The 20,714-nt window shown below is 72.4% G+C and carries 17 protein-coding genes and 1 pseudogene; 9 read left to right on the top strand and 9 right to left on the bottom strand.

Features of this window, described 5'->3' with window-relative positions; genetic code table 11:
• Positions 1–20 precede the first annotated feature (20 nt).
• Entirely contained in the window at positions 21–653 is a 633-nt protein-coding gene (locus IF12_RS0108710) for a hypothetical protein (RefSeq protein WP_035748705.1), read from the top strand.
• Positions 654–709: 56 nt separating this feature from the next.
• Here the strand turns inward: IF12_RS0108710 and IF12_RS0108705 are convergent, their stop codons facing one another.
• Together IF12_RS0108705 and IF12_RS0108700 are read right to left on the bottom strand one after the other, a co-directional pair.
• Positions 710–1,912, bottom strand: a complete 1,203-nt coding sequence (locus tag IF12_RS0108705; protein ID WP_051704144.1) for a serpin family protein — start codon at positions 1,910–1,912, stop codon at positions 710–712.
• Between the two features lie 207 nt (positions 1,913–2,119).
• The gene (locus IF12_RS0108700; protein WP_051704143.1) at positions 2,120–3,337 is read right to left on the bottom strand and encodes a serpin family protein; all 1,218 of its coding nucleotides are present in this window, start codon (positions 3,335–3,337) and stop codon (positions 2,120–2,122) included.
• Positions 3,338–3,516: 179 nt separating this feature from the next.
• Between IF12_RS0108700 and IF12_RS0108695 the strand changes: the two genes are divergently transcribed.
• The gene (locus IF12_RS0108695; RefSeq protein WP_035748704.1) at positions 3,517–5,418 is read left to right on the top strand and encodes a translation factor GTPase family protein; all 1,902 of its coding nucleotides are present in this window, start codon (positions 3,517–3,519) and stop codon (positions 5,416–5,418) included.
• Positions 5,419–5,429: 11 nt separating this feature from the next.
• A complete protein-coding gene (locus tag IF12_RS23900; protein ID WP_051704142.1) occupies positions 5,430–6,188 on the top strand; it encodes a GNAT family N-acetyltransferase in 759 nt (252 codons plus the stop codon).
• A 26-nt stretch (positions 6,189–6,214) separates the two neighbouring features.
• On the opposite strand, the pseudogene IF12_RS22825 reads toward IF12_RS23900, so the two are convergent.
• Positions 6,215–6,592, bottom strand: a pseudogene (locus IF12_RS22825) (GNAT family N-acetyltransferase); the annotation flags it as partial.
• 151 nt (positions 6,593–6,743) lie between these two features.
• Between IF12_RS22825 and IF12_RS0108685 the strand changes: the two are divergent.
• The 4 genes from IF12_RS0108685 (at position 6,744) to IF12_RS27010 (ending at position 9,921) form a co-directional block, all read left to right on the top strand.
• On the top strand, positions 6,744–7,079 hold the full coding sequence (locus tag IF12_RS0108685; RefSeq protein WP_030156972.1) for a hypothetical protein: 336 nt from the start codon (positions 6,744–6,746) through the stop codon (positions 7,077–7,079).
• Positions 7,080–7,166: 87 nt separating this feature from the next.
• Positions 7,167–8,342, top strand: a complete 1,176-nt coding sequence (locus tag IF12_RS26570; RefSeq protein WP_030156970.1) for an FAD-binding oxidoreductase — start codon at positions 7,167–7,169, stop codon at positions 8,340–8,342.
• Positions 8,339–8,596 carry a (2Fe-2S)-binding protein gene (locus IF12_RS26565; RefSeq protein WP_030156967.1) on the top strand — a complete coding sequence of 86 codons (258 nt, stop codon included), beginning with the start codon at positions 8,339–8,341 and terminating at the stop codon, positions 8,594–8,596. The genes IF12_RS26570 and IF12_RS26565 overlap by 4 nt, the downstream gene beginning before the upstream one ends.
• Positions 8,593–9,921 (top strand): FAD/NAD(P)-binding oxidoreductase, encoded by a 1,329-nt coding sequence (locus IF12_RS27010; protein WP_030156965.1) that lies wholly within the window; start codon positions 8,593–8,595, stop codon positions 9,919–9,921. The genes IF12_RS26565 and IF12_RS27010 overlap by 4 nt, the downstream gene beginning before the upstream one ends.
• Positions 9,922–12,034: 2,113 nt before the next feature.
• Here the strand turns inward: IF12_RS27010 and IF12_RS0108665 are convergent.
• Together IF12_RS0108665 and IF12_RS0108660 are read right to left on the bottom strand one after the other, a co-directional pair.
• A complete protein-coding gene (locus tag IF12_RS0108665) occupies positions 12,035–12,898 on the bottom strand; it encodes a sigma-70 family RNA polymerase sigma factor (RefSeq protein WP_030156963.1) in 864 nt (287 codons plus the stop codon).
• A 67-nt stretch (positions 12,899–12,965) separates the two neighbouring features.
• The gene (locus IF12_RS0108660; protein WP_030156960.1) at positions 12,966–13,538 is read right to left on the bottom strand and encodes a TetR/AcrR family transcriptional regulator; all 573 of its coding nucleotides are present in this window, start codon (positions 13,536–13,538) and stop codon (positions 12,966–12,968) included.
• 100 nt (positions 13,539–13,638) lie between these two features.
• On the opposite strand from IF12_RS0108660, the gene IF12_RS0108655 reads away from it, so the two are divergent.
• On the top strand, positions 13,639–14,049 hold the full coding sequence (locus IF12_RS0108655; protein WP_197034654.1) for a DUF4267 domain-containing protein: 411 nt from the start codon (positions 13,639–13,641) through the stop codon (positions 14,047–14,049).
• Between the two features lie 82 nt (positions 14,050–14,131).
• Here IF12_RS0108655 and IF12_RS0108650 read toward each other — a convergent pair whose 3' ends face one another.
• On the bottom strand, positions 14,132–15,418 hold the full coding sequence (locus IF12_RS0108650) for an MFS transporter (protein ID WP_197034653.1): 1,287 nt from the start codon (positions 15,416–15,418) through the stop codon (positions 14,132–14,134).
• Between the two features lie 61 nt (positions 15,419–15,479).
• Between IF12_RS0108650 and IF12_RS0108645 the strand changes: the two genes are divergently transcribed.
• A complete protein-coding gene (locus IF12_RS0108645) occupies positions 15,480–16,010 on the top strand; it encodes a transcriptional regulator (protein WP_133884288.1) in 531 nt (176 codons plus the stop codon).
• A gap of 4 nt (positions 16,011–16,014) precedes the next feature.
• Here IF12_RS0108645 and IF12_RS0108640 read toward each other — a convergent pair whose 3' ends face one another.
• The 3 genes from IF12_RS0108640 to IF12_RS0108630 all read right to left on the bottom strand — a co-directional run bounded on the left by IF12_RS0108640 (position 16,015) and on the right by IF12_RS0108630 (position 20,600).
• Positions 16,015–17,646: a glycerol-3-phosphate dehydrogenase/oxidase gene (locus tag IF12_RS0108640; RefSeq protein WP_030156951.1), complete on the bottom strand. Its 1,632-nt coding sequence runs from the start codon at positions 17,644–17,646 to the stop codon at positions 16,015–16,017.
• 27 nt (positions 17,647–17,673) lie between these two features.
• Positions 17,674–19,203, bottom strand: coding sequence for a glycerol kinase GlpK (gene glpK, locus IF12_RS0108635; RefSeq protein WP_030156948.1), 1,530 nt, complete (start codon positions 19,201–19,203; stop codon positions 17,674–17,676).
• Positions 19,204–19,322: 119 nt separating this feature from the next.
• Complete coding sequence (locus tag IF12_RS0108630; protein WP_197034652.1) at positions 19,323–20,600, bottom strand: cellulose-binding domain-containing protein; 1,278 nt, start codon at positions 20,598–20,600, stop codon at positions 19,323–19,325.
• Positions 20,601–20,714 lie beyond the last annotated feature (114 nt).

Raw genomic sequence — 20,714 nt, 5'->3', positions numbered from 1 at the left:
GCGGCGTTTAGGGTCCGGGTATGTCGAGAATGCGCGTGACCGGAGCCGATGTCGAGCGGGCGGTGGCCCTCACTGCGGAGGCGCTGCGCGCCGCGCCGGTGGAGGCCTGGGGGAATCGGGCCGGGCCGATGGACTGCGATTGCTGGGACGCCTTGGACCACTTGAACAACGGACTGTTCTCGTACGCGGTGCGGTTGGCGCCGCCGGTGCCGTATGTGAAGGGGCGGCACACGATCCAGTGGGAGCGGCCCGGGGAGCGGCAGTTGCCGGTGATCTTCGACAGGGAGGCGGGGCCGGAGGCCGGGATCGAGGTCCTGTTGGCGATGGGAGGCCTGGTGGCGGCGGTGACGGAGGCGAAGCCGGAGTCGGCGCGGGCGTGGCACGTGTGGGGCACGGCCGATCCGGAGGGCTTCGCGGCGATGGGCGTGGTCGAGACGCTGGCGCACGCGTTCGACCTGACGCAGGGGCTGGGAGTGGATTTCGAGGCGCCCGGGGATCTGGTGAGGAGGGCGCTGGCACGGCTGTTCCCGGAGGCACCGGTGGAGACCGATCCATGGCAGACCCTGCTGTGGGCCACGGGAAGAGGCGAGCTGGAGGGTGTCGAAAGAAGAGGCCCGGACTGGACCTGGCACGGAGCACCGCTGAGAGAGTAAACCGAGTGATACGCGGACCGATCCGACGAAGGCTGAGGACTTCGGATTGCGCCTAGTTATTCGGCTCGGTCGGGTTCGGTTACCCAGCCTCCTGCTAGGACCAGGCCCGTGGGGCGGTGGCGGGCGAGGTAGGCGAAGGGGCGGTCGAAGGTGACCGTGGCCCGCACATGCCGGTGGCGGTCCTGCGGCGGGAGGGCGCCGGCCATGGCCATGCCGAACGCCGTCACGGCCGCGGCCTCGAAACCGGTGGCGCTGAAGACGGCCGTGCAGCTCTGCCTCGCCTGACTCACCACGAGCGGCTGCGCGGCCAGCCGGTCGAATCGGGCGCGGTCCCCATCGGATGCCAGAACGAGACCGAGCGCGGCTGCATCCTTGATGAGGTCGAGGTCCGCGTCGACGGTGAAGGGGACCGTCTGGGCGGCGACCTCGGGGGCGGTCTGCGGATAGGCGTGGAGGTATTCGGTGACCTCGACGCCGACGGCCCGCTCCCCCACCGCGAGCTCGGTCGACGAGCGGCCCCAGGCAGGGTCAGTCGCGGCGTCGAGGAGTCGGGAGAAGACCTCGCGGGGTTCGAGGTCGTCACGGCCGAGTGCCAGGAGCACGTCGATGTCGCGGTCGCCGCGGACGGTGAGCACCGAGGCGTCCTCGCCGACGCGGAGCACGTCCTGGCTGTAGGTGGCGGTGAGGACGCGGTGGTCCAGATTGGACCAGGGACCGGCGGGGAACGGCGAGCGCAGCTCGTCGAACGGCGTGGTCCAGGTGGTGCGCACCAGCAGGGCGCTGGCGAGGACGAGGAGGATCTCGTCCTTGAGTTCGATCGGCATCTTGTCGATGAGGCCGTCGGTGTTGTCCGAGGCCCAGGCGTCGAGGGCGGCCTTGTCGGCGACCAGGTCGCCGGTGAGGGAGCCGATGACGCTGCCCGGGAGGCCGGCGGTCCAGTCCGGGTCGAGGGTGACACGCGAGCCCGCCCACACGCCGAGAGCGATCCGCAGCGCGGGGGCGGTCCGGGCGGTTTCGAGCAGGAGCGCGGGAACGGCGGCGGCGCGTTCGGCGTCGAGGCCCGCGGCGGCGAGCAGTTCGTCGCGGGTGTCGGCGACCGCGCCGGTGGCGAGGACGGCGAGGAGCGGCCAGATGCCGAGACCCGATCCGGCGGCCGGGACCTCGGGGCGGGCGGCGAACCAGCGCCGGGTGAGGTCGTTGGCGGCCGCCACATCGGCGGCGGTCAGCGTGGACTGGTACGTGCCTTCATCGGTGCCCATGGAGCGGATGCTAACGCGGCGGCGCTCGCCGAGCCCGTCTCGGGCTCGCTACGGAGTATCTCCCGGCGGGTCGGTATCCGAGTTCATCTGTTCGCTCACCGGGCGCATTGTTCACTCGTACGCTTCACCGAGTTCGCCGGAGGGTATTCGGATGCTCCACAATAGATCGAGCGGGCACATGGGCCACCTGTCCGGAGTTCATACCCCCTAGGCGCGTTCCGGTTCGGCGACCCAGCCTCCTATGAGAACCAGTCCGGTCGGGCGGTGGCGGGCGAGGTAGGCGAAGGGGCGGTCGAAGCGGATCGAGGTCTTGACGCGGCGGTGTTTGGGCTTGGACGCCATACTGGCGGCGCGGACCATCGCGATCGCGGTGACCGCGGCGGCCTCGAAGCCGGTGGCGCTGAAGACCGCCGTGCACGCCTGCTTGGCCTGGCTGACGTACACCGGTTGCGCCGCAAGGCGGTCGAAGCGGGCGCGGTCGGCGTCGCAGGCGTCGACGAGGCCGAGCGCGGCGGCGTCCTCGGTGAGGTCGAGGTCGGCGTCCAGCCGGAAGCGAACGGTCTGCACGTCGAGTTCCGGGCCGGTCTGGGGCCGCGCCCCCAGATACTCGGTGACTTCGACGCCGACGGCCCGCTCCCCTACCGCGAGCTCGGTGGACGAGCGGCCCCAGGCCGGGTCGCTCGCGGCGTCGAGGAGGGCGTCCATGACGGCGTGCGGGGTCAGGTCCTCGCGGCCGAGCGCCAGGAGGACGTCGATGTCGCCGTCGCCGGGGACGGTGAGCACCGAGGCGTCCTCACCGACGCGCAGGAGGTCCTCACCGAGGGTCGTAGTGAGGGTGCGGCAGCGGCGGAGGCCGGACCAGGGGCCGGAGCGGAACGCCGTCTCAAGGTCCCGGAAGGGGGTGTTCCAGGTGGTGCGCACCGACAGGGCGCTGGCGAGGACGAGATCGATCGGCTGCGAGAAGTCCAGGGGCATCGTGTCGATGAGGCCGCCGGTGTGCTCGGCGGCCCAGGCGTCGAGGGCGGCCTTGTCGGCGGCCCGGTCGCCGGTCAGGGAGCCGACAGCGCCGCCGGGCAGGCCCGCGGTCCAGTCCGGGTCGAGCGTGAGGTGCCCGCCCGCCCAGACGGCGAGGGCGAAGCCGAGTGCGGGGGCGTTCGCGGCGGCGGCCAAGAGGGCGCCGGTGATCGAGGCGGCCCGGGTCTCGTCGACTCCGGCCGCGGCGAGCAGTTCGTCTCGTGTCGCTCCGTCCGCGCCGGTGGCGAGCACGGCGAGGAGCGGCCAGACGCCGAGCCCGGAGGCGACCGCGGGCAGTTCGGTGCGGGAGGTGAGCCAGCGCCGTGTGAGGTCGCCCGCGGCGGCGACCTCGGCGGGGGTGAGTGCTTCGCGCAGCGGTGCCTTCGCAGGCGGCGTCTCGTCGGTGCCCATGGGCGGATGCTATCGCGCGGGGGCGGCCGGAAATTCGGTTGCGCGGCCCCGGGGGCGGGTCTAGCCTCGGCCGCATCGTCGCCACGACGTGTCCGTCCCGGTCGAAAGGGAGATCACCATGCGCCAGACCTCGGAGTACGCCATCCGAATCCAGCCGATCTCTTCTCCGAGGACTGTCATTGTCGTATCTCAATCTGGGGATTCTCGCCCATGTCGACGCCGGTAAGACCAGCCTGACCGAGCGGCTGCTGTACAACGCGGGGATCATCGACCGCGTCGGCAGCGTCGACTCCGGCAGCACGCAGACCGACTCGATGGATCTGGAGCGCCGCCGCGGCATCACCATCCAGTCGGCGGTGGTCGCGTTCCGCCTGGGCGGGCGCACCGTCAATCTCATCGACACCCCTGGGCACACCGACTTCATCGCCGAGGTGGAGCGCGCTTTGCGCGTGCTCGACGGCGCGGTCCTGGTCGTCTCCGCCGTGGAGGGCGTCCAGGCGCAGACGAGGGTCCTGTTCCGGACGTTGGAGCGGCTCGGCGTGCCGACGCTCCTGTTCGTCAACAAGGTCGACCGCCGCGGGGCGCGCGAGGCGGGCCTGCTCGAAGACCTCGCGTCGAAGCTCGGCCCGCGGATGCTGCCGATGGGCGCCGTCGAGCGGATCGGCACGCGCGAGGCGTCGGTGGAAGGGTTCTCGTTCGCGGACGCGCGGTTCACCGATCAGGCGGTCGAGCTGCTCACGGCCGGTTCGGACGCTTTTTTGGCCGCTTATCTGGACGATCCCGAGGGACTCGACTGCGCGGGCGAGTTGGCCGCGCAGGTGCGCACCGGTGCGGTGCACCCGGTGTACTTCGGCTCGGCCGTCACGGGTGCAGGCGTGGCGGCGCTGACGGAGGGCATCCGGCGGTACCTGCCGGCGCCCGAGCGCGACGCGGAGGGGGAACCGCGCGGCACGGTGTTCAAAGTGGAGCATCAGGGTCAGAAGGTCGCTTACGTCAGGCTCCACAGCGGCCGGATCGAGGCGCGGGATCACTTGCGGACGTTCCGCAGGGGTGAGCGCGGCGTCGTGGAGTCGTTCGAGGGCAAGGTGACCGGCGTCGAGGTCTTCGACACCGGCACGACCACCGTGGCCGGGGCCGCGGGCCCGGGCAGCATCGCGAAGGTCAAGGGGCTGAGCGAGGTCCGCATCGGCGACGCGATCGGCTCGCCGGAGGCGCTGGCGACCGGCGGGTTCTTCACCCCGCCGACGCTGGAGACGGTGGTACGGCCGGTGCGGGCGAGCGAGCGGATCCCGCTCAATCGGGCCCTGCTGAGCCTGGCCGAGCGCGATCCGCTGGTGGACCCGCATCTGGACGAGTTGTCCGAGGAGATGGCGGTGCGCCTCTACGGCGAGGTCCAGAAGGAGGTCGTGGCCTCGCTCCTGTTGGAGGAGTTCGGCATCGACGTCGAGTTCGAGGAGACGCGGGCGATCCACGTCGAGCGGCCGCAGCGGGCCGCTGCGGCGCTGCACGAGATGGGGCCGTGGCAGCAGACGCCGCATCCCGCGACCGTGGGGCTGCGGCTGGAGCCGGGCGAGCCGGGTTCGGGCGTGGCCTACGCGCTGGAGGTGGAGCGGGGCTCGCTGACGCGGGCGCTGCGCAACGCGGTGGAGGAGACCGTGCATGAGGTGCTGCGGCGCGGCCTGTACGGCTGGGTCGTGACCGACTGCCGGGTGCTGCTGACCGCCACGGGCTACATCGGCCGGGCGAGCACCGCAGGGGACTTCCGGGAGGTGACGAAGTTCCTGCTGGACGGGATGCTGAAGGAGTCGGGCACGGCGGTCTGCGAGCCGGTCAACCGCTTCGACGTGGAGTTCCCGGCCGGGACGGGCAACGCCGTCCTCAAGGCGCTCGGCGAGGCCCGGTCGGACATCAAGGGGCAGTTCTCGACCGAGACGACCGGGTACGTGTCGGGGACGATGCCGACCGAGGCCGTGCACGGCTTCGAGCGGCGGCTCCCCTCGCTCACCGAGGGCCTGGCCCTGTTCACCACCGAGTTCGCCGAGTACCGGCCCGTCTACGGCACGCCGCCGCGCCGCGGTTGAGGAGCACACGCATGGCATTGCAGGTCAGGAAGATCGACGGCCGGTGGGAGGCGCGCTCGGGCGGTGTCCTCGCTGGGCGGGCGCACTGCTGGGTGCGTCCGGACGGGAAGCGCTTCGCGGCCTTCATGTCCGAGGACGCCGAGGTGATCGCCGCGCTCGGCGCGGCGATCACCGGCGAGGACGGGCGGGCGCTGCGCGCGACGGTCGACGCCGGCGACCACGCGGGACTGCTGCGCCTGGGCGAGGCGGGGTTCGTCGGCGAGCGGTACGAGCACCGGTGGGAGCTGCCGGTGTCGGTCGCGGCCGGTTGGAGCGATGAAGCGTTGGCGCCGTTCGAGGTCCGCTCCCCCGAGAAGGTCGACGCGGGTGGGCTGCGGCGGTTCGACGACGCGCTGCGGGCGGACATCCCGGGCCTGTGGGGCTGGCGTTGGGCCCGTGAGGGATGGGAGGCCGAGCACGCCGGGCCGGCCTACGACCCGGAGCTGTATCCGGTCCTGTGGGATCCGGTGGGGCGCCGGTTCGCGGGCATGGCGCGGATCTGGTCCAATCCGGAGGGTCCGAGGCTGGGACTGGTCGCGCTCGCGCGGCCGTACCGGCGGCGCGGGCTCGGCGCCGCGCTGATGGCGCGGGTGTTCAAGGCGGTGCGCGAACGCGGGCACGAGACGGTGGCGACCGAGTGCGACGCGTCGAACCTCGCTTCGTACGCGTTGCTGGCCAAGGCGGGAGGAAGGCTGGTCGGCGGGGAGGTCGAGATGGTCAGGCGCGCGTGAACGCCGCTGGGCCGGTCTTCGTATCTGCGGGCGAGGCGTTCGACCAGGGCCGCTTCGGTTTCGGGCCGTTCCTCGCGCACGACCGAGTACATGGCCGAGTCGCGGAGCCGGCCGTCCTCGCCGGGGGTCTAGGAGCGCGACCAGTTGCGCAGGACGCCTTCGAGTTTCGCGCCGGCCGCTTCGATGGCGGCGCGGGAGTGGACGTTGCGGGCGTCGGTCTTGAGGTCGACCCGGTCGACGCAGAGGGCACCGAAGGCGTGGCGGAACAGCAGGAGCTTGGCCTCGGTGTTGACGCCGGTGCTTTGAGCGGAGGCGGCGAGCCAGGTGAAGCCGATGAAGCCGATCTCGATCGCGTACAGGCCCCGGCCCGGAAGGCGCCGCGGGTCCCAGAGCGCGGTCGCGCCTTCCAGTACCGGGCTGGGCAGTGTCGTCATCGGCGTCTCGGTCCCTCGCTGCCAGGCTAGGGGCGGGAGCGGCGGAGGCGTACGGGGTTTTCAGGATGCGAGACAGGGTCCAGGGCCAGCGAAATCGCGACGGAAGTGCTTGCATGGAGCCGTGAACACGAACGAACCGCGGCGGGTGACCCTGCGATCCGAGAGGACCCCGACCTCCTCGCATTCCATGTGGGCCTATGTGGACGATGATGGGGCGCTGCACGTCGACGGGCACGACCTCGACCCCGCGCTGGAGTCCTTCGTCGGCAAGGACGAGGCGGAGACCTTCAAGACAGTCAAGGCCGAGCACCTCGGCGCCCTCGTCGAACTCCTCGGCGGCGAACCGGGGGCCGACGTGCTCGACCTGCTCGCCGAGCGGTACACCGGCCCCGGATCCTACGAGCTGAACCGGATCCTGGGCAGCGGCGCGGTCCCCGTCGAGCGCCTCGTGCTCTGAATCCGGCCCGGTCCCGGATTCGAGCCGTTTCGGTCGGGCATACTGTCGGCTGTCCTGCCGGACGCGGGGAGGTGCGGGGTGAGTCGGATCGGGTCGGCCGACGCGGTCGTGATCGGGGCCGGGATCATCGGCGCCGCCTGCGCCGAAGCGCTCAGCGCCGCGGGCCTGCGCGTCCTGGTCCTCGACCGCGGCGCCGCGGCGACGGGGACGACCGCTTCCGGTGAGGGCAACGTGCTCCTCTCCGACAAGGCGCCCGGACCCGAACTCGAACTGGCGATCGCCTCGCGCAGGCGCTGGCCGGAGCTGCTGACGTCCCTGCGGGAGGAGATCGGCGAGGCCGCGGAGGCCGAATGGGAACCGAAGGGCGGCTTGGTGGTCGCCACCGACGAGGCCGCCGCCGCACCGCTCGCGGCGCTCACCGCGGCGCAGCGCGCCGCGGGCGTCGAGGCGATCGACTTGGAGCCCGACGAGGCGCGGAACTTGGAACCGCATCTGACGGAGGCGGTGCGGGCCGCCGCGAGCTATCCCGGTGACGCGCAGTTGCAGCCGGTGCTGGCCGCGACCGCGCTCCTGGCGGCGGTCCGGGCCAGGGGCGGCGAGGTGCGCGGGGGCACCGAGGCGCACGGCCTGGTGCTCTCGCGTGGCGCGGTCGCCGGTGTGCGCGTCGAAGGCGGCACGATCCCCTGCGGCGCGGCGGTGAACGCGTGCGGACCCTGGGCCGGGCATTTCGGCATCGCCGCGGGCGCGCCCATCACCGTGATGCCGAGGCGCGGCATGGTGCTCGTGACTGCGCCGCTGCCGCCGGTGGTGCGGCGCAAGGTGTATGCGGCGGACTACGTCGCGGCCGTGGCGAGTTCGGACGTGGACCTCCAGGTGTCGGCTGTGGTCGAGGCGACGGCAACCGGGACCGTCCTCATCGGATCGAGCCGGCAGCGGGTCGGGTTCGACGACGCGCTCGAAGTCGCGGTGCTGCGGCGCCTGGCGCGCGAGGCGATCAGGCTGTTCCCGGTGCTGGCGGGAGTGCCGGTGATGCGGACCTATGGGGGCTTCCGGCCCTACACGCCCGACCACCTGCCGGTGGTCGGCGAGGACCCTCGCGTGCCGGGCCTGTGGCACGCGACCGGCCATGAAGGCGCGGGGATCGGCCTCGCCCCGGCCACGGGCAAGCTGCTCGCCGACCTGTTGTGCGGGAACGGGACCGAGGTGGACCCCGCGCCGTTCAGAGTGGACCGGCCGGGACTGCTGGAGGAGGCGCGCGCATGAGGATCACCGTGGACGGCGAGGAGGTCGAGGCCCGGCCGGGCCAGACCGTCGCAGGTGTCCTGCTCGGCAAGGGCGTCAAGGCGTGGCGGACCACTCGGGGCGCGGGCAGGCCGCGGGGGCTGTTCTGCGGGATCGGGGTCTGCTTCGACTGCCTGGTGCGGGTCAACGGCGTCCCGGATGTGCGGGCCTGCCAGCGCCTGGTCGCCGAGGGGGACGACATCCGGTCGCAGGCGGGCGCGGAGCTGCCGTCATGAGGCGTGCCGGTGTGGTGGTGGTCGGCGGTGGCCCGGCGGGGATGGCCGCAGCGCGGGCGGCGGCCGGGTGCGGGGTCGCGGTGGTGCTCGTGGACGCTGGTCCGAAGCTCGGCGGGCAGTACCACCGGCAGTACGGGCCCGCCGACGGCGACCGGTTCGCGGAGGCGCTTCCGGAGGCGGTGGAGCACTTGGCGAACGCGACGGTGTGGGCGGTCGAGCCGGTCGCCGGGGCGCATCGGGTGCATGTGCGGGTGGGCGCGGTGGACGATCCGTCGCGGGTCGGCCGGGTGCTGGAGACGCGGGCGCTGGTGCTCGCCACCGGTGCCTACGATCGGGCGCTGCCGTTTCCGGGTTGGGACCTGCCGGGGGTGTTCACCGCCGGCGCGGCGCAGGCGCTCGCGAAGGGCCAAGGCGTCGCGGTCGGGGACCGGGTGGTGGTGGCCGGGACGGGGCCGTTCCTGCTGCCGGTGGCGTCCTCGCTGGTCGCGGTGGGGGCGCGGGTGGTCGAGGTGGCGGAGGCGAATGCGGCGGTGTCGGGTTGGGCGGCGAGGCCGGCGGGGGCGCTGGCGGGCTGGTCGAAGACCGGTGAGCTGGTCCGGTACGCGGGGGTGATGGCGCGGCACGGGGTGCCGTACCGGTCGCGGAACGCGGTGGTCGCGGCGCACGGCTCGGAGTGGGTGGAGTCGGTGACCGTGGCGAGGTTGGACCGCGATTGGGTGCCGGTGCCGGGCAGTGCGCGGCGGGTGGAGGTGGACGCGGTGGCAATCGGGTTCGGGTTCACGCCGCAGATGGAGACGGCGGTGGCGGCGCGGTGCCGCATTGTGGACGGGTTCGTGGAAGTGGATGCGGCGCAGGGGACTTCGGTGGCGGGGGTGTTCGCGGCCGGGGAGCTGACGGGGATCGGCGGGGCGGACCTGGCGGCGGCCGAAGGTGAGATCGCCGGGTTGGCGGCGGCGAAACGCGTTGGGGCGGTGGTCGATCCGCCGTTGCGGGCGATGGCGCAGGTGCGGTCGGGTCGGCGGTTCGCGGCCGCGTTGGCGGCGGCGTATCCGGTGCGCGCGGGGTGGCGGGGCTGGTCGCGGGACGACACGGTGGTGTGCCGGTGCGAGGAGGTCACGAAGGGGGCGCTGCTGCGGGCGGTGGAGCGGCGGGAGGTGGGCGCGGTGCGGTCGTTGAAGCTGGTGAGCGGGGCGGGGTTGGGATTGTGCCAGGGGCGGGTCTGCGGGCGGAACGTCGCGGAGCTGGCGGGTGTGGAGGATGCGGCGGCGTTTGCGAGGCGGCCGATAGCGAGTCCGATACGCCTGAGCGAGCTCGCCGAGGAGTGAAGGGAAAGCGGTCCGAGAAGAGCGCCGCGCGGCGTCCCGACGTCGCAGGGAGCCCTCCGAACCGATCGGCTCAAGGCCCGATGACGGCTGTCTGCCGCCGGCAGAGAACGGCCGAAAGGAGCGCAGCGTGGCACCTCGGCGCACCGAGGTGCCCTCCGAACCGATCGGCTCAAGGCCCGATGGCGGCCGCCTGCCGCCGCAACGGTGAGCGGACCGAGAGGTGCGCGGCGAGGCGTCCCGACGCGGCCGGGCGAGCCGATCGGCTCACAGCCCGACGACGGCCACCTGCCGCCGCGGCAGTGAGCGACCGGGAAGAGCGCGCCACAGCGCCACGGTGCAGCCGAGCGCCCTCCGAACCAACGGCTCACGGCCCGACGACAGCCACCTGCCACGGCGGCAGGGAACGGCCCAACGGAGCGCGCCACAGCGCCCCGGCCCGGCGAAGTGCCCACCGAGCCGATCGGCTCACGGCCCGACGACAGCCACCTGCCACGGCGGCTTAAAGGAGCGCAGCGCGGCACCTCGGCACGCCGAGGTGCCCTCCGAACCGATCTACTCACGACCCGACGGGTCATCTGCCGCCGCAGTGAACGGCCCGAAAGGTGCACGGCCCGACGACGACCGCCTGCCACCGTGGCAGGGAACGACTCAAAGGAGCACAGCGCGGGACCTCGGCGCGCCGAGGCGCCCTCCGAACCGGTCGGCGCGACCCGATGGCGGCTGCCTGCCGCCGCAACGGTGAGCGACCGGGAAGAGCGCCGCGCGGCGCCCCGACGCCGCGGGGAGCCCTCCGAATCGGTCGGCGCGACCCGATAGCGGCCGCGAGCCCTCCGAGCCGATCCACTCGCGACCCAAAGACGGCCGCCTGCCGCCGCAACGGTGAGCGGCCGGGAAGAGCGCAGTGCGGCATCCCGGCGCCGCGGGGAGCCCTCCGAACCGGTCAACTCACGGCCAGATGACAGCCACCTGTCGGCGCGGCAGTAAGCGGCCGAAAGGAGCGCGGCGCGGCGGCACGGCGCGCCGAGGCGCCCTCCGAACCGGTCAGCGCGACCCGATGGCGGGCGCCTACCGCCGCAACGATGAGCGGTCCGAGAAGTCGCGGCGTCCCGGCGCGGCCGGTGTCCCGTGAGTCGATCGGCGCGGCCCGACGGCGGCCGCCGGCCGCCGCGGCAGTGAGCGGACGGGAAGAGCACGCCACAGCGCCCAAGCGCGGCCGAGTGCCCTCCGAACCGATCCGCTCGCGGCCCAAAAGACGGCCGCCTGCCACGGCGGCTTAAAGGAGCGCAGCGCGGCACCTCGGCGCGCCTAGGTGCCCTCCGAACCGGTCGGCGCGACCCGATGGCGGCTGCCTGCCACCGCACCAGTGAGCGACCGGGAGGAGCTCCCCGCGGCATCCCAACGCCGCGGGGAGCTCTCCGTCGCAGCGCCCCGGCCCGGCCGAGTGCCCTCCGATCCGGTCGGCTCGCGGCGCGACGGGTCATCTGCCGCCGCAGTGAGCGGACCGAGAGGTGCGCGGCGAGGCGTCCCGGCGCGGCCGGGTGCCCGCGAGCCGATCGGCTCACGACCCGACGACGACCGCCTGCCACCGTGGCAGGGAACGACCCAAAGGAGCAGCGTGGCACCTCGGCGCGCCGAGGTGCCCTCCGAACCGGTCAGCGCGAACCAATGGCGGCCGCCTGCCACCGCACCAGTGAGCGACCGGGAAGAGCTCCCCGCGGCGTCCCGACGCCACGGGGAGCTCTCCGAACCGATCGGCTCACGGCCCGACGACGGTCACCTGCCGGCGCGACAGTAAGCGACCCAAAGTCGCACAGCGTGGCGCCTCGGCGCGCCGAGGTGCCCTCCGAACCGGTCAACGCGAACCGATGGCAGCCGCCTGGCGCCGCAACGGTGAGCGGTCCGAGAAGAGCGGGCCAAGCGGCGTCCCGGCGCGGCCGGTGCCCCGCGAGCCGATCGGCACGGCCCGGCGACGGCCGCCTGCCACCGCGGCAGGGAACGGCCCAAAGGCGCGCAGCGCGGCAGTGAGCGGCCCTAGAGGCGCGCCGCAGCGGCGTCCGTACGTGGCCGTCAGCGCGGGCCGGAGGTTCCGGGCGGCCTCGACTCCGGCGGGGGCTCAGCTCTCAAAGGTCTCCAGTTCGAGGGTCGCGATGGTCTCGGGGTCGTTCGTGATGGCGATCCCCGCGATGCGGCCTTCGGCGATCGTGAACGCCAGGACTGACCTCGGCTTGCCGCCCGGCGCCCACATTGCCCCTGCGGAACCGTCGATGAGGACCGGGACGGCCGCGGCGGCCTTGCCGTTGAAGAGTTCGGCGACCGCCTTGGCGCCCAGCACCTCGCGTCCGCCGAAGCCGGTGGCGACGGCGGCCTCGTCGGCGACCACGACGATGTCGGGGTCGAGCACCTCGAGGAGGTCTTCGAAGCGGCCCTCGCGCGCGGCGGCGAGGAAGGCCTCGACGACGGTCTTCTGCTGCCTCGAGTCCGTGCCGCCTTCGCGTTTGCGGCCTTCCCGCACGTGGCGGCGGGCGCGGCTGGCGAGTTGGCGGGTGGCCTCGGGCGTGCGGTCGAGGACCTGCGCGATCCGGTCGAAGGGCACGCCGAAGAGGTCGTGCAGCACGAACGCCAGGCGCTCGGCGGGGTTGAGCGAGTCGAGGACCACCTGGAGGGCGAGGCCGACCGAGTCGGCCATGACCGCGTCGGCCTCCGGGTCGCTCGCCGCGATCTGCGGCGGTTCGGCGTCGAGGGCGTCCTCGCGGCGGGTCCGGCGCGAGCGCAGCAGGTTCAGGCAGATGCGGGAGACGACGGTGGTGAGCCAGCCGCGCAGGTTCTCCACGTCGGCGGTGTCGGTGCGGGCGAAGCGCATCCAGGTCTCCTGCACGGCGTCGTCGGCCTCGCTGGAGCTGCCGAGCATCCGGTAGGCCACGGCCCGCAAGTGCTCGCGGTGCTCCTCGAAGCGCTGCACGGTGAATTCGTCGCTCATGGGTCCTCCGTCGGGGTCGGTTCGCTCTCTTGACCCGCGGGAGGCGGGAAAGGTGACAGGCCGGTGATCATCTTCCTGTGAAGCGCCGCACCAGGATCGCCAGGCGCTCGGCGCGCAGGTCCGGGCGCAGGCGGCCGCCGCGGTCGAGGGCGGTGAGGCCGTGGACGGCGGCCCAACCGGTCTCGGTGAGGGCCTCCGGGTCGTCCTCCTCCCCCGCGAGCGGCGCGAACACCGCGTGCAGCTCGTCGAACCCGGCCTTGAGGGACGCGGGCGCGTCGGGTCCGAACGGCAGGCCTTCGGCGAGGGTGAACATGGCCTCGAACAGCGCCGGGTTCGCGGCGGCGAAGTCGAGGTAGGCCCGCGCGACCGCTTCGAGCTCGGTCCCCGGGGCCGCCGAGGTCCTGGCGAGGCGCAGCGCCTCGGCGATCTCGACGAAGCCCTGGAGGGCGACCGCGTCGATGATCGCGCCGCGGCCGGCGAAGTGGCTGTAGAGGACCGGCTGGCTGTACTCGATCCGCTCGGCGAGCTTGCGGACGGTCACCGACGGCCAGCCGTCGGCCTCGGCCATGGCGCGGGCGGCGCTGACGATGAGCGCTTCGCGTTGGGACCGTTCGCGTTCGCGGCGCTGCTGCATGACCATGCTCGTTATTCTAGCAGCGCTAGAAATTCGAGCGCGGCTATGGTAGTTTCGAACTCGTTCTAGCAATGCTAGTTTTTCTAGCTTGAATAAGGAGACCCCCGTGGCCCGCAAGATCACCGCCAACGTCCTCACCTTCATCGTCGCCCTCGGCATCATCTACGTCGGCCTGTCCTACGTCTTCGCACCCGCCGCCACCGGCGCGGGCTTCGGCTTCGCGGCCTGGCCCACCGGAGAAGAGGCCCAGATCCTCACCGTCAAGGGCGTCCGCGACATCGTCACCGGCATCCTGCCGCTGACGCTCTTGGCCCTCGGCCAGCGCCGGGCGCTCGGCTGGGCCCTGCTGTGCGAGGCGCTCATCCCCCTCGGCGACGGCACGCTCATCCTCGCCCACGGCGGCGACGCCGCCATCGCCTTCGGCGTCCACTACGCGACGGCGGTGCTGGTGGTCGCCGCCGGGCTGCTCCAGATCCAGGTCGCCCGCCGCGCGGAGGCGGCGCCGGTCCCGGCGTGAGGGAAGGGTCCGCCCGGCGGCCGCAGGCGCCGACGAGGCATCGATCGGCATTGCCGCCGGGCGGACCCGGTCTGGGGCGGCCTCAGGCCGCCGCGGGTTCGGGTTCGGGCTGCGGGAGGTCGCGCATGTTCCGCAGCGGGGAGAGGAAGACCGGCAGGAACACCAGGCAGAGCCCCGCCGCGGTGATCCACAGCGTGGCTCTCGCGCCGAGGAACTGGCCGAGTCCGCCGCCGAGGAACGCGCCGATCGCGCTGGCCCCGAACACGAGGAAGCGGACGGTGGCGTTCATGCGCCCGAGCATCCGGTCGGGCGTCAGGCGCTGGCGGAAGCTCACCTGCGTGACGTTGTAGACCACGCCGCCGAGGCTGACCATCGCCATGCCGAAGGCGGCCAGGACGATCCTCCAGCCGGGTTCGGCCGCCGGGACCAGCAGGAGCCACGGCGAGGTGCAGACCACGGAGAGCCAGATCGCGCGGCCCTCGCCCACGAGGGCGGTGACCCGGCGGACCAGGAACGCCCCGACGAGGCCGCCCGCGCCGAAGGCCGCGAACAGCAGTCCGATCTGTCCGGGCGTCAGGCCCAGTTCGCGCGGCAGGAACACGACGAGCATCGCCATGAACGCGCCCATGAGGAGGTTCCAGGAGGCGGTGCAGGCCACGATCGCGGACAGGAGTCGGTGGCGAAAAACGAACGCGAGCCCTTCCTTGATGTCGGTGGTGATCCGCGCGCCTTGGATCGCTTCGGGCTTCGGTTCGCGGCGGCGGATGCGCACGAGGAACAGCGCCGAGGCGCCGAGGGCGGCGGCGTCCACCGCGATCGCGACGGGCGCGGTGAGCCACTGGATGAGCTGCCCGGCGAGCGCGGGGCCGCCGAGGTGCGCGGTCGCGCGCACGGTCTCGAGCTTCGCGTTGCCTTCGACCAGGCCTTCGCGGCCGACGAGGTGCGGCAGGTAGCTCTGGTAGGAGACGTCGAAGAACACGGTGAAGACGCCGATGGTGAAGGCGACCGCGTAGAGCTGCCAGATGGTGAGCGTGTCGGTCCACCAGGCGATCGGGACGGTGAAGAGCACGGCGGCGCGCACGAGGTCGCTGACGATGAGGACCCGGCGGCGGCGCATCCGGTCGATCCACGCGCCCGCGGGGAGGCCGATGAGCAGGAAGGCGGCCATCGTCATCGAGGAGAGGACGCCGACTTCGAATTCGCTGACGTCGAGGGCGATGACCGCCGCGAGCGGGAGGGCGAGCGAGGTGATCTGGGTGCCGATCTGGGCGACGGTGGTGGAGAAGAAGAGGTCGCGGAAGTCGCGGTCGCGCAGGAGGCCGAGGCGGTCCCGGGTCGCGTCCGGGGCGGGGTCGCCGATGGTGATCACGCGATTGAGTATTCCCAATCAGTTGGGAAAAGTCAATCGGTTATGCCGTTAGGATGACCGCATGGCAGAGGGCATGAAGGATGACCGGCCGCTGGCCACCGAGGCCGAGGCGAAGGCGGTGGCCTCGGCGGTGCGGCTGCGGATCCTGCGGCTGTGCCTGGACCATGCGCTGACGAACAAGGAGATCGCCCAGCGGCTCGGGGCGAACCCGGCCACGGTGCTCCACCACGTGCGCAAACTCGTGGACACGGGGTTCCTCGCGCCGCAGGAGGAGCGCGTCGGCGCCCGCGGCGCGCGCGAGATCCCGTACCTGGCGACCCGCAAGTCCTGGTCGCTGCGGCTCGGGGACGAGTTCCAGTCGGACCTGGCCACGGCGATGCTGGAGGTCTTCCGCACCGAGATCGCGCAGGTCCCCGATCCGAAGCAGGTCTACACGGCGCGGCTGGGGCCGCGGCTCAACGAGGAGCAGTACGAGGAGCTGATACGGCGGCTCAAGGTGCTGTTCGACGAGCTGACGACCTGGGAGCCCGGGCCCGGGGCCAAGCCGTACTCGATGTTCACGGCGATCCACCCCGACACCGGGCGGGAATGAGCGGTCACCTGCGGTCGAGCAGCGCCTGGACCTGCGCGCGGATCTCGGGCGTGTCGAGGCCGCGGATCTTCAGGGTGGTGCGGCGGCGCAGCACGTCCTCGGGCGTCTGGGCCCACTCCATGTCGCGCGCGTAGACCACCTGCGCCCAGATCTCGGGCGCGTCGGGGTGGACGCGCTCGGCCAGCTCCGGGTGCTCCCCCGCGAGGCGGGCGACGTCGAAGGCGATCGAGCCGTAGTGGGTCGCGAGGTGGCGCGCGGTGTCCTCCCCCAGGTCCGCGATCGGCGCGCCGCCGTCCGAGAGCAGCCGGTGCGCGACGGCGTGCGGGTTCGCGATGCCCGGCAGCGGCAGGTGCCGCGGCAGGTTCGCCATCGGCTCCATCTCGGCGCCGAGCGCGTACCCGGTCAGGTCCGCGAGCTTGCGCATCACGGTCCGTCCGATGTGGCGGAACGTGGTCCACTTGCCGCCCGCGACCGAGAGCATCCCGCCGCGGCCCTCGCTGACGACGGTCTCGCGCTTGGCCTTCGCGGTGTCGCCGGGCCCGCCCGGCAGGACCCGGAGCCCGGCGAAGGCGTACGTGATGAGGTCGGGGCGCAGCTGCGCCGAGCGCACCGACACGCCCGCCTCGTCGAGGATCTGCGCGATGTCCTTGCGGTTCGGCGACACCTCTCCCGGGTCGCCCTCGTACGGCTCGTCGGTGGTGCCGAGCAGGAGCATCCCCTCCCAAGGGAGCGCGAACGTGATGCGGTACCGGTCGATCGGGGTCGCCAGCGCGGCCTTCCAGTGCGAGGTGCGCTTGAGGACCAGGTGCGCGCCCTTGGAGAGGCGGATGGACGGGTCCGATCCGGTGTCCTCCATGCGCCGCAGGTGGTCGACCCAGGGGCCGGTGGCGTTGAGGACCACGTGGGCGTTCACGCCGAACTCGTCGCCGTCCACGAGGTCGCGCACGTCGGCGCCGCTGACCCGGCCCCGGGTGAAGCGCAGCCCGGTGACCTGGGCGTGGTTGAGCACGGCCGCACCGGATTCGGCGGCGGCGCGGACGGTCATGAGGGCCATGCGGGCGTCGTTCATCTGGCTGTCGCCGTAGACGGCGACGGCCTTGAGGCCCTCGGTGCGCAGCTCGGGCACGGCCGTGCGGGCCTTGGCGGGGTTGAGCAGGTGCCCGACGCCGTCGCCGAAGCCCGAGAGGGCGGAGTAGGCGAAGACGCCGGCGCCGAGCTTCGCGGCCCCGTGGGGGCCGCCCTTGTAGATCGGCAGGTAGAAGGTGAGCGGGCGCGACAGGTGCGGGGCGACCTGGCGGGTGAGGGCGCGGCGTTCGAAGTGGTTCTCGGCCACGAGGCGCACCGCGCCGGTCTGGAGGTAGCGCAGGCCGCCGTGGAGAAGCTTCGAGGAGGCCGAGGAGGTGGCGCCGGCGAAGTCCCCGGCGTCGAGGAGGGCCACGCGCAGTCCGGACTGGGCGGCGTGCCAGGCGGTGGAGATGCCGACGATGCCGCCGCCGATGACGAGGAGGTCGAAGGTGGCGCCGGTCAGCTCCTCGCGCTGCTCGGCTCGGGTGCGGCGCTCGGTGAAGCGCACGCCGCCGAAGCGGTCGGCGGTCGGGTCGGTCCCCGCGAGGGGGTCGCGCTGCAAAGTCGTCATGGCCGCACTCCTCTTTACTCCATGATGCTATTCGTTCTGCCAGCCGAGGGTCCGCTCAACGGCTTTGCGCCAGTTGCGGTATTCGCGGTCGCGGAGGCCGGGGTCCATGTCGGGGGTCCATTCGGCGTCTTTGCGCCAGTTGGCGCGCAGGTCGTCGGTGCCGTTCCAGAAGCCGACGGCGAGCCCGGCGGCGTAGGCGGCGCCGAGGCAGGTGGTCTCGGCGACCACGGGCCGCACGACGGGGGCGTCGAGGACGTCGGCGAGGAACTGCATGAGCAGCTCGTTCGCGGTCATGCCGCCGTCCACTTTGAGCGCGGTGAGCGCGACGCCGGAGTCCTTCGTCATGGCGTCGGTGATCTCGCGGGTCTGCCAGGCGGTGGCTTCGAGCACGGCGCGGGCGATGTGGGCCTTGGTGACGTAGCGGGTGAGGCCGGCGATGACGCCGCGCGCGTCCGAGCGCCAGTAGGGGGCGAAGAGCCCGGAGAAGGCGGGCACGAAATAGGCGCCGCCGTTGTCGTCGACGGTGCGGGCGAGGGTCTCGATCTCGGCGGCGTTCCTGATGAGTCCCATCTGGTCGCGCATCCACTGGACGAGGGAGCCGGTGACGGCGATCGAGCCTTCGAGGGCGTAGACCGGGTCGGCCTCGCCGATGCGGTAGCCGACGGTGGTGAGCAGGCCCGACTCGGAGTGGATGGGTGCCTCGCCGGTGTTCATGAGCATGAAGGTGCCGGTGCCGTAGGTGGACTTGGCCTCGCCGACCGCGAAGCAGGTCTGCCCGAACAGGGCGGCCTGCTGGTCGCCGAGGGCGGAGGCGACGGGCACGCCCGCGAGGAGGTCGCCGAGGGGGCCGCCGGTGACGTGGCCGTAGACCTCGGCGGAGGAGCGGATCTCGGGGAGCACGTTGAGGGGCACGCGCATCTCGGCGGCGATGGCCTCGTTCCACTGAAGGGACTCGAGGTCCATCAGGAGGGTGCGGGAGGCGTTGGTGACGTCGGTGACGTGCACGCCGCCACGCGGGCCGCCGGTGAGGTTCCAGACGACCCAGGAGTCCATGGTGCCGAACAGGAGGTCGCCGGCCTCGGCCCGGTCGCGCAGGCCCGGGACGTTGTCGAGGAGCCAGGCGATCTTGGGCCCGGCGAAGTAGGCGGCGAGCGGCAGGCCGGTCTCGCGGCGGAAGCGGTCCTGGCCGAGGTCGCCGCCGAGGTCGCGGCAGGTGGCGTCAGTGCGGGTGTCCTGCCAGACCACGGCGTTGTGGACCGGGCGCCCGGTGCGCCTGTCCCACAGGAGGGTGGTCTCGCGCTGGTTGGTGATGCCGATGGCGAGGATGTCGTCGTGGCCGGCCCCGGCCTTGACCATCGCGCCGGCCACGACCTCCTGGACGTTCCGCCAGATCTCGGCCGCGTCGTGCTCGACCCAGCCGGGTCGGGGCAGGATCTGGGCGTGCTCCTTCTGGTCGACCGCGACGGTCCGCCCGTCGCGGTCGAAGACGATGCAGCGCGAGGAGGTGGTGCCCTGGTCGATCGCGGCGATGAACGGGCCGGTGTGCGTGTCGGTCATGATGCGCTCCAAATCGTCAAAGCGGTTCGGGTCGATTGTCGCGGTAGGGCCGGGCGCGGGCGGCGTCGGACACGGAAAAGGCGGCGGGCGCTCGGCCCGCCGCCTTCCTGTCGCTTTGGTCAGTAGCCGTAGCGGGACTTGAGGTGGCGCCACCAGTCGCGGAGCATCCACTCGTCGAACTCGGTGATGGTCGAGGAGGAGCCCGCGTTCATGATGAAGCAGCACTGGCCCGAGGGGGTCCAGTCGTAGAAGTCGTCGAGCCCGAAGGTGTGCCCGAGTTCATGCAGGTAGATGGTGATCTGGCTGGAGTTCAAGGAGTTCACGAAGTACTCCTGGCCCATGCGCTGGCCCCAGTCGCCGCCCGCGCCGCCGCCCATGCCCTGGGTCAGCCACAGGCTCTGGTCGTAGTGGCGCGCGTCGCCGCCGGGGCATTGGGAGTAGTTCCCGTCCTGATGGAAGAAGCGCCCGCAGGCCTCGGCGCACTGCGGCGCGTCCTCGCGGATGTCGCCGATGTAGACGTCGACCGAGTCGTCGCTCCACTGTAGGAGGTCGCGGTCGTAGGCGGCCCAGCCGACCACGTTGACCTCGATCTTGTCGTAGGGCCAGTCGTTCCAGCCGGCCATCTGGTCGAACCAGAGGTCGTACTGCTCCTGGAGCTTGGAGGCGATCGCGTCGCGGGTCTGGGCGCTCACCGGGTTCTGGGAGTCCCAGCGGACGCAGTAGTTGATGGAGCCGCCGGTGGCGATCACCTGGTCCCAGCCGAAGTTGCGGAAGTTCAGGTTGTAGGTGTCCTCGACGTGGGCCCAGACCTCGTTGAGGGGCTGGACCAGGTTCGAGGGCGGGTTCCACTCGTCCTGGCCGGGGTTGCCGGTCGGGTCCTCGGTGGGTTCTTCGGTGGGTTCCTCGGTCGGGGGCTCGGTGACGTCGGTGGGCGGGTCGGTCGGCACCGGGCTGGTCTCACCGGTGCACTCGACCCCGTTGAGGCGGAAGGCCTCCGGGGCCGGGTTCTGGTCGCCGGTGAACGTGCCGGAGAAGCCGAAGCCCACCGTCGCCGAGGCGGCCAGGGTCCGGTTGTAGTCGGCGGCGTCGGCGCTCACGCGCGCGCCGGACTGGGTCGCGGCGGCGCTCCAGGCGTGCTGGAGCTGCTGGCCGTCGGTGAAGTCCCAGGTGAGCCGCCAGGAGTCGAGCTGCTCGTCGCCGAGGTTGGTGATGTCGACGTTGGCGTTGAAGCCGCCGGGCCACTGCGCGGTGACCTGGTAGTCCACGGCGCAGCCGGCGGTTTCGGCCGCCGCGGAGGTCAAGGTGAGCATCGCGGTGCCCGCGGCGACCACCGTAGCCGCGGCCGCGGCGACGATCGCTCGGGTTCGTCTGCGTCGCTTGGGGAGTGCCGGTCCCATATTGGATTCCCGTCTGTCGGGCGGGGCCGAGTCGTGAGGGGCCCCTCGGTGATTTGTACGACCGAAATCGATTTCGGTCGATATCGACAGCGTAGGGGCCGATCGCCTCCGGCA

The organism is Glycomyces sp. NRRL B-16210 (genome assembly GCF_000719515.1).
Lineage (GTDB): Bacteria > Actinomycetota > Actinomycetes > Mycobacteriales > Micromonosporaceae > Glycomyces.
This window is presented reverse-complemented; position numbering and strand designations above follow the sequence as displayed.

What these genes read in the sequence shown, in the direction of transcription:
- IF12_RS0108700 (WP_051704143.1), bottom strand. Translation starts at nt 3,337, where the DNA reads ATGGGCACCGACGAGACGCCGCCTGCGAAGGCACCGCTGCGCGAAGCA.
- IF12_RS0108645 (WP_133884288.1), top strand. Translation starts at nt 15,480, where the DNA reads ATGGCAGAGGGCATGAAGGATGACCGGCCGCTGGCCACCGAGGCCGAG.
- IF12_RS0108660 (WP_030156960.1), bottom strand. Translation starts at nt 13,538, where the DNA reads ATGGTCATGCAGCAGCGCCGCGAACGCGAACGGTCCCAACGCGAAGCG.
- IF12_RS0108630 (WP_197034652.1), bottom strand. Translation starts at nt 20,600, where the DNA reads ATGGGACCGGCACTCCCCAAGCGACGCAGACGAACCCGAGCGATCGTC.
- IF12_RS27010 (WP_030156965.1), top strand. Translation starts at nt 8,593, where the DNA reads ATGAGGCGTGCCGGTGTGGTGGTGGTCGGCGGTGGCCCGGCGGGGATG.
- IF12_RS0108665 (WP_030156963.1), bottom strand. Translation starts at nt 12,898, where the DNA reads ATGAGCGACGAATTCACCGTGCAGCGCTTCGAGGAGCACCGCGAGCAC.
- IF12_RS0108705 (WP_051704144.1), bottom strand. Translation starts at nt 1,912, where the DNA reads ATGGGCACCGATGAAGGCACGTACCAGTCCACGCTGACCGCCGCCGAT.
- IF12_RS23900 (WP_051704142.1), top strand. Translation starts at nt 5,430, where the DNA reads ATGGCATTGCAGGTCAGGAAGATCGACGGCCGGTGGGAGGCGCGCTCG.
- IF12_RS0108710 (WP_035748705.1), top strand. Translation starts at nt 21, where the DNA reads ATGTCGAGAATGCGCGTGACCGGAGCCGATGTCGAGCGGGCGGTGGCC.
- IF12_RS0108640 (WP_030156951.1), bottom strand. Translation starts at nt 17,646, where the DNA reads ATGACGACTTTGCAGCGCGACCCCCTCGCGGGGACCGACCCGACCGCC.
- glpK (WP_030156948.1), bottom strand. Translation starts at nt 19,203, where the DNA reads ATGACCGACACGCACACCGGCCCGTTCATCGCCGCGATCGACCAGGGC.
- IF12_RS26565 (WP_030156967.1), top strand. Translation starts at nt 8,339, where the DNA reads ATGAGGATCACCGTGGACGGCGAGGAGGTCGAGGCCCGGCCGGGCCAG.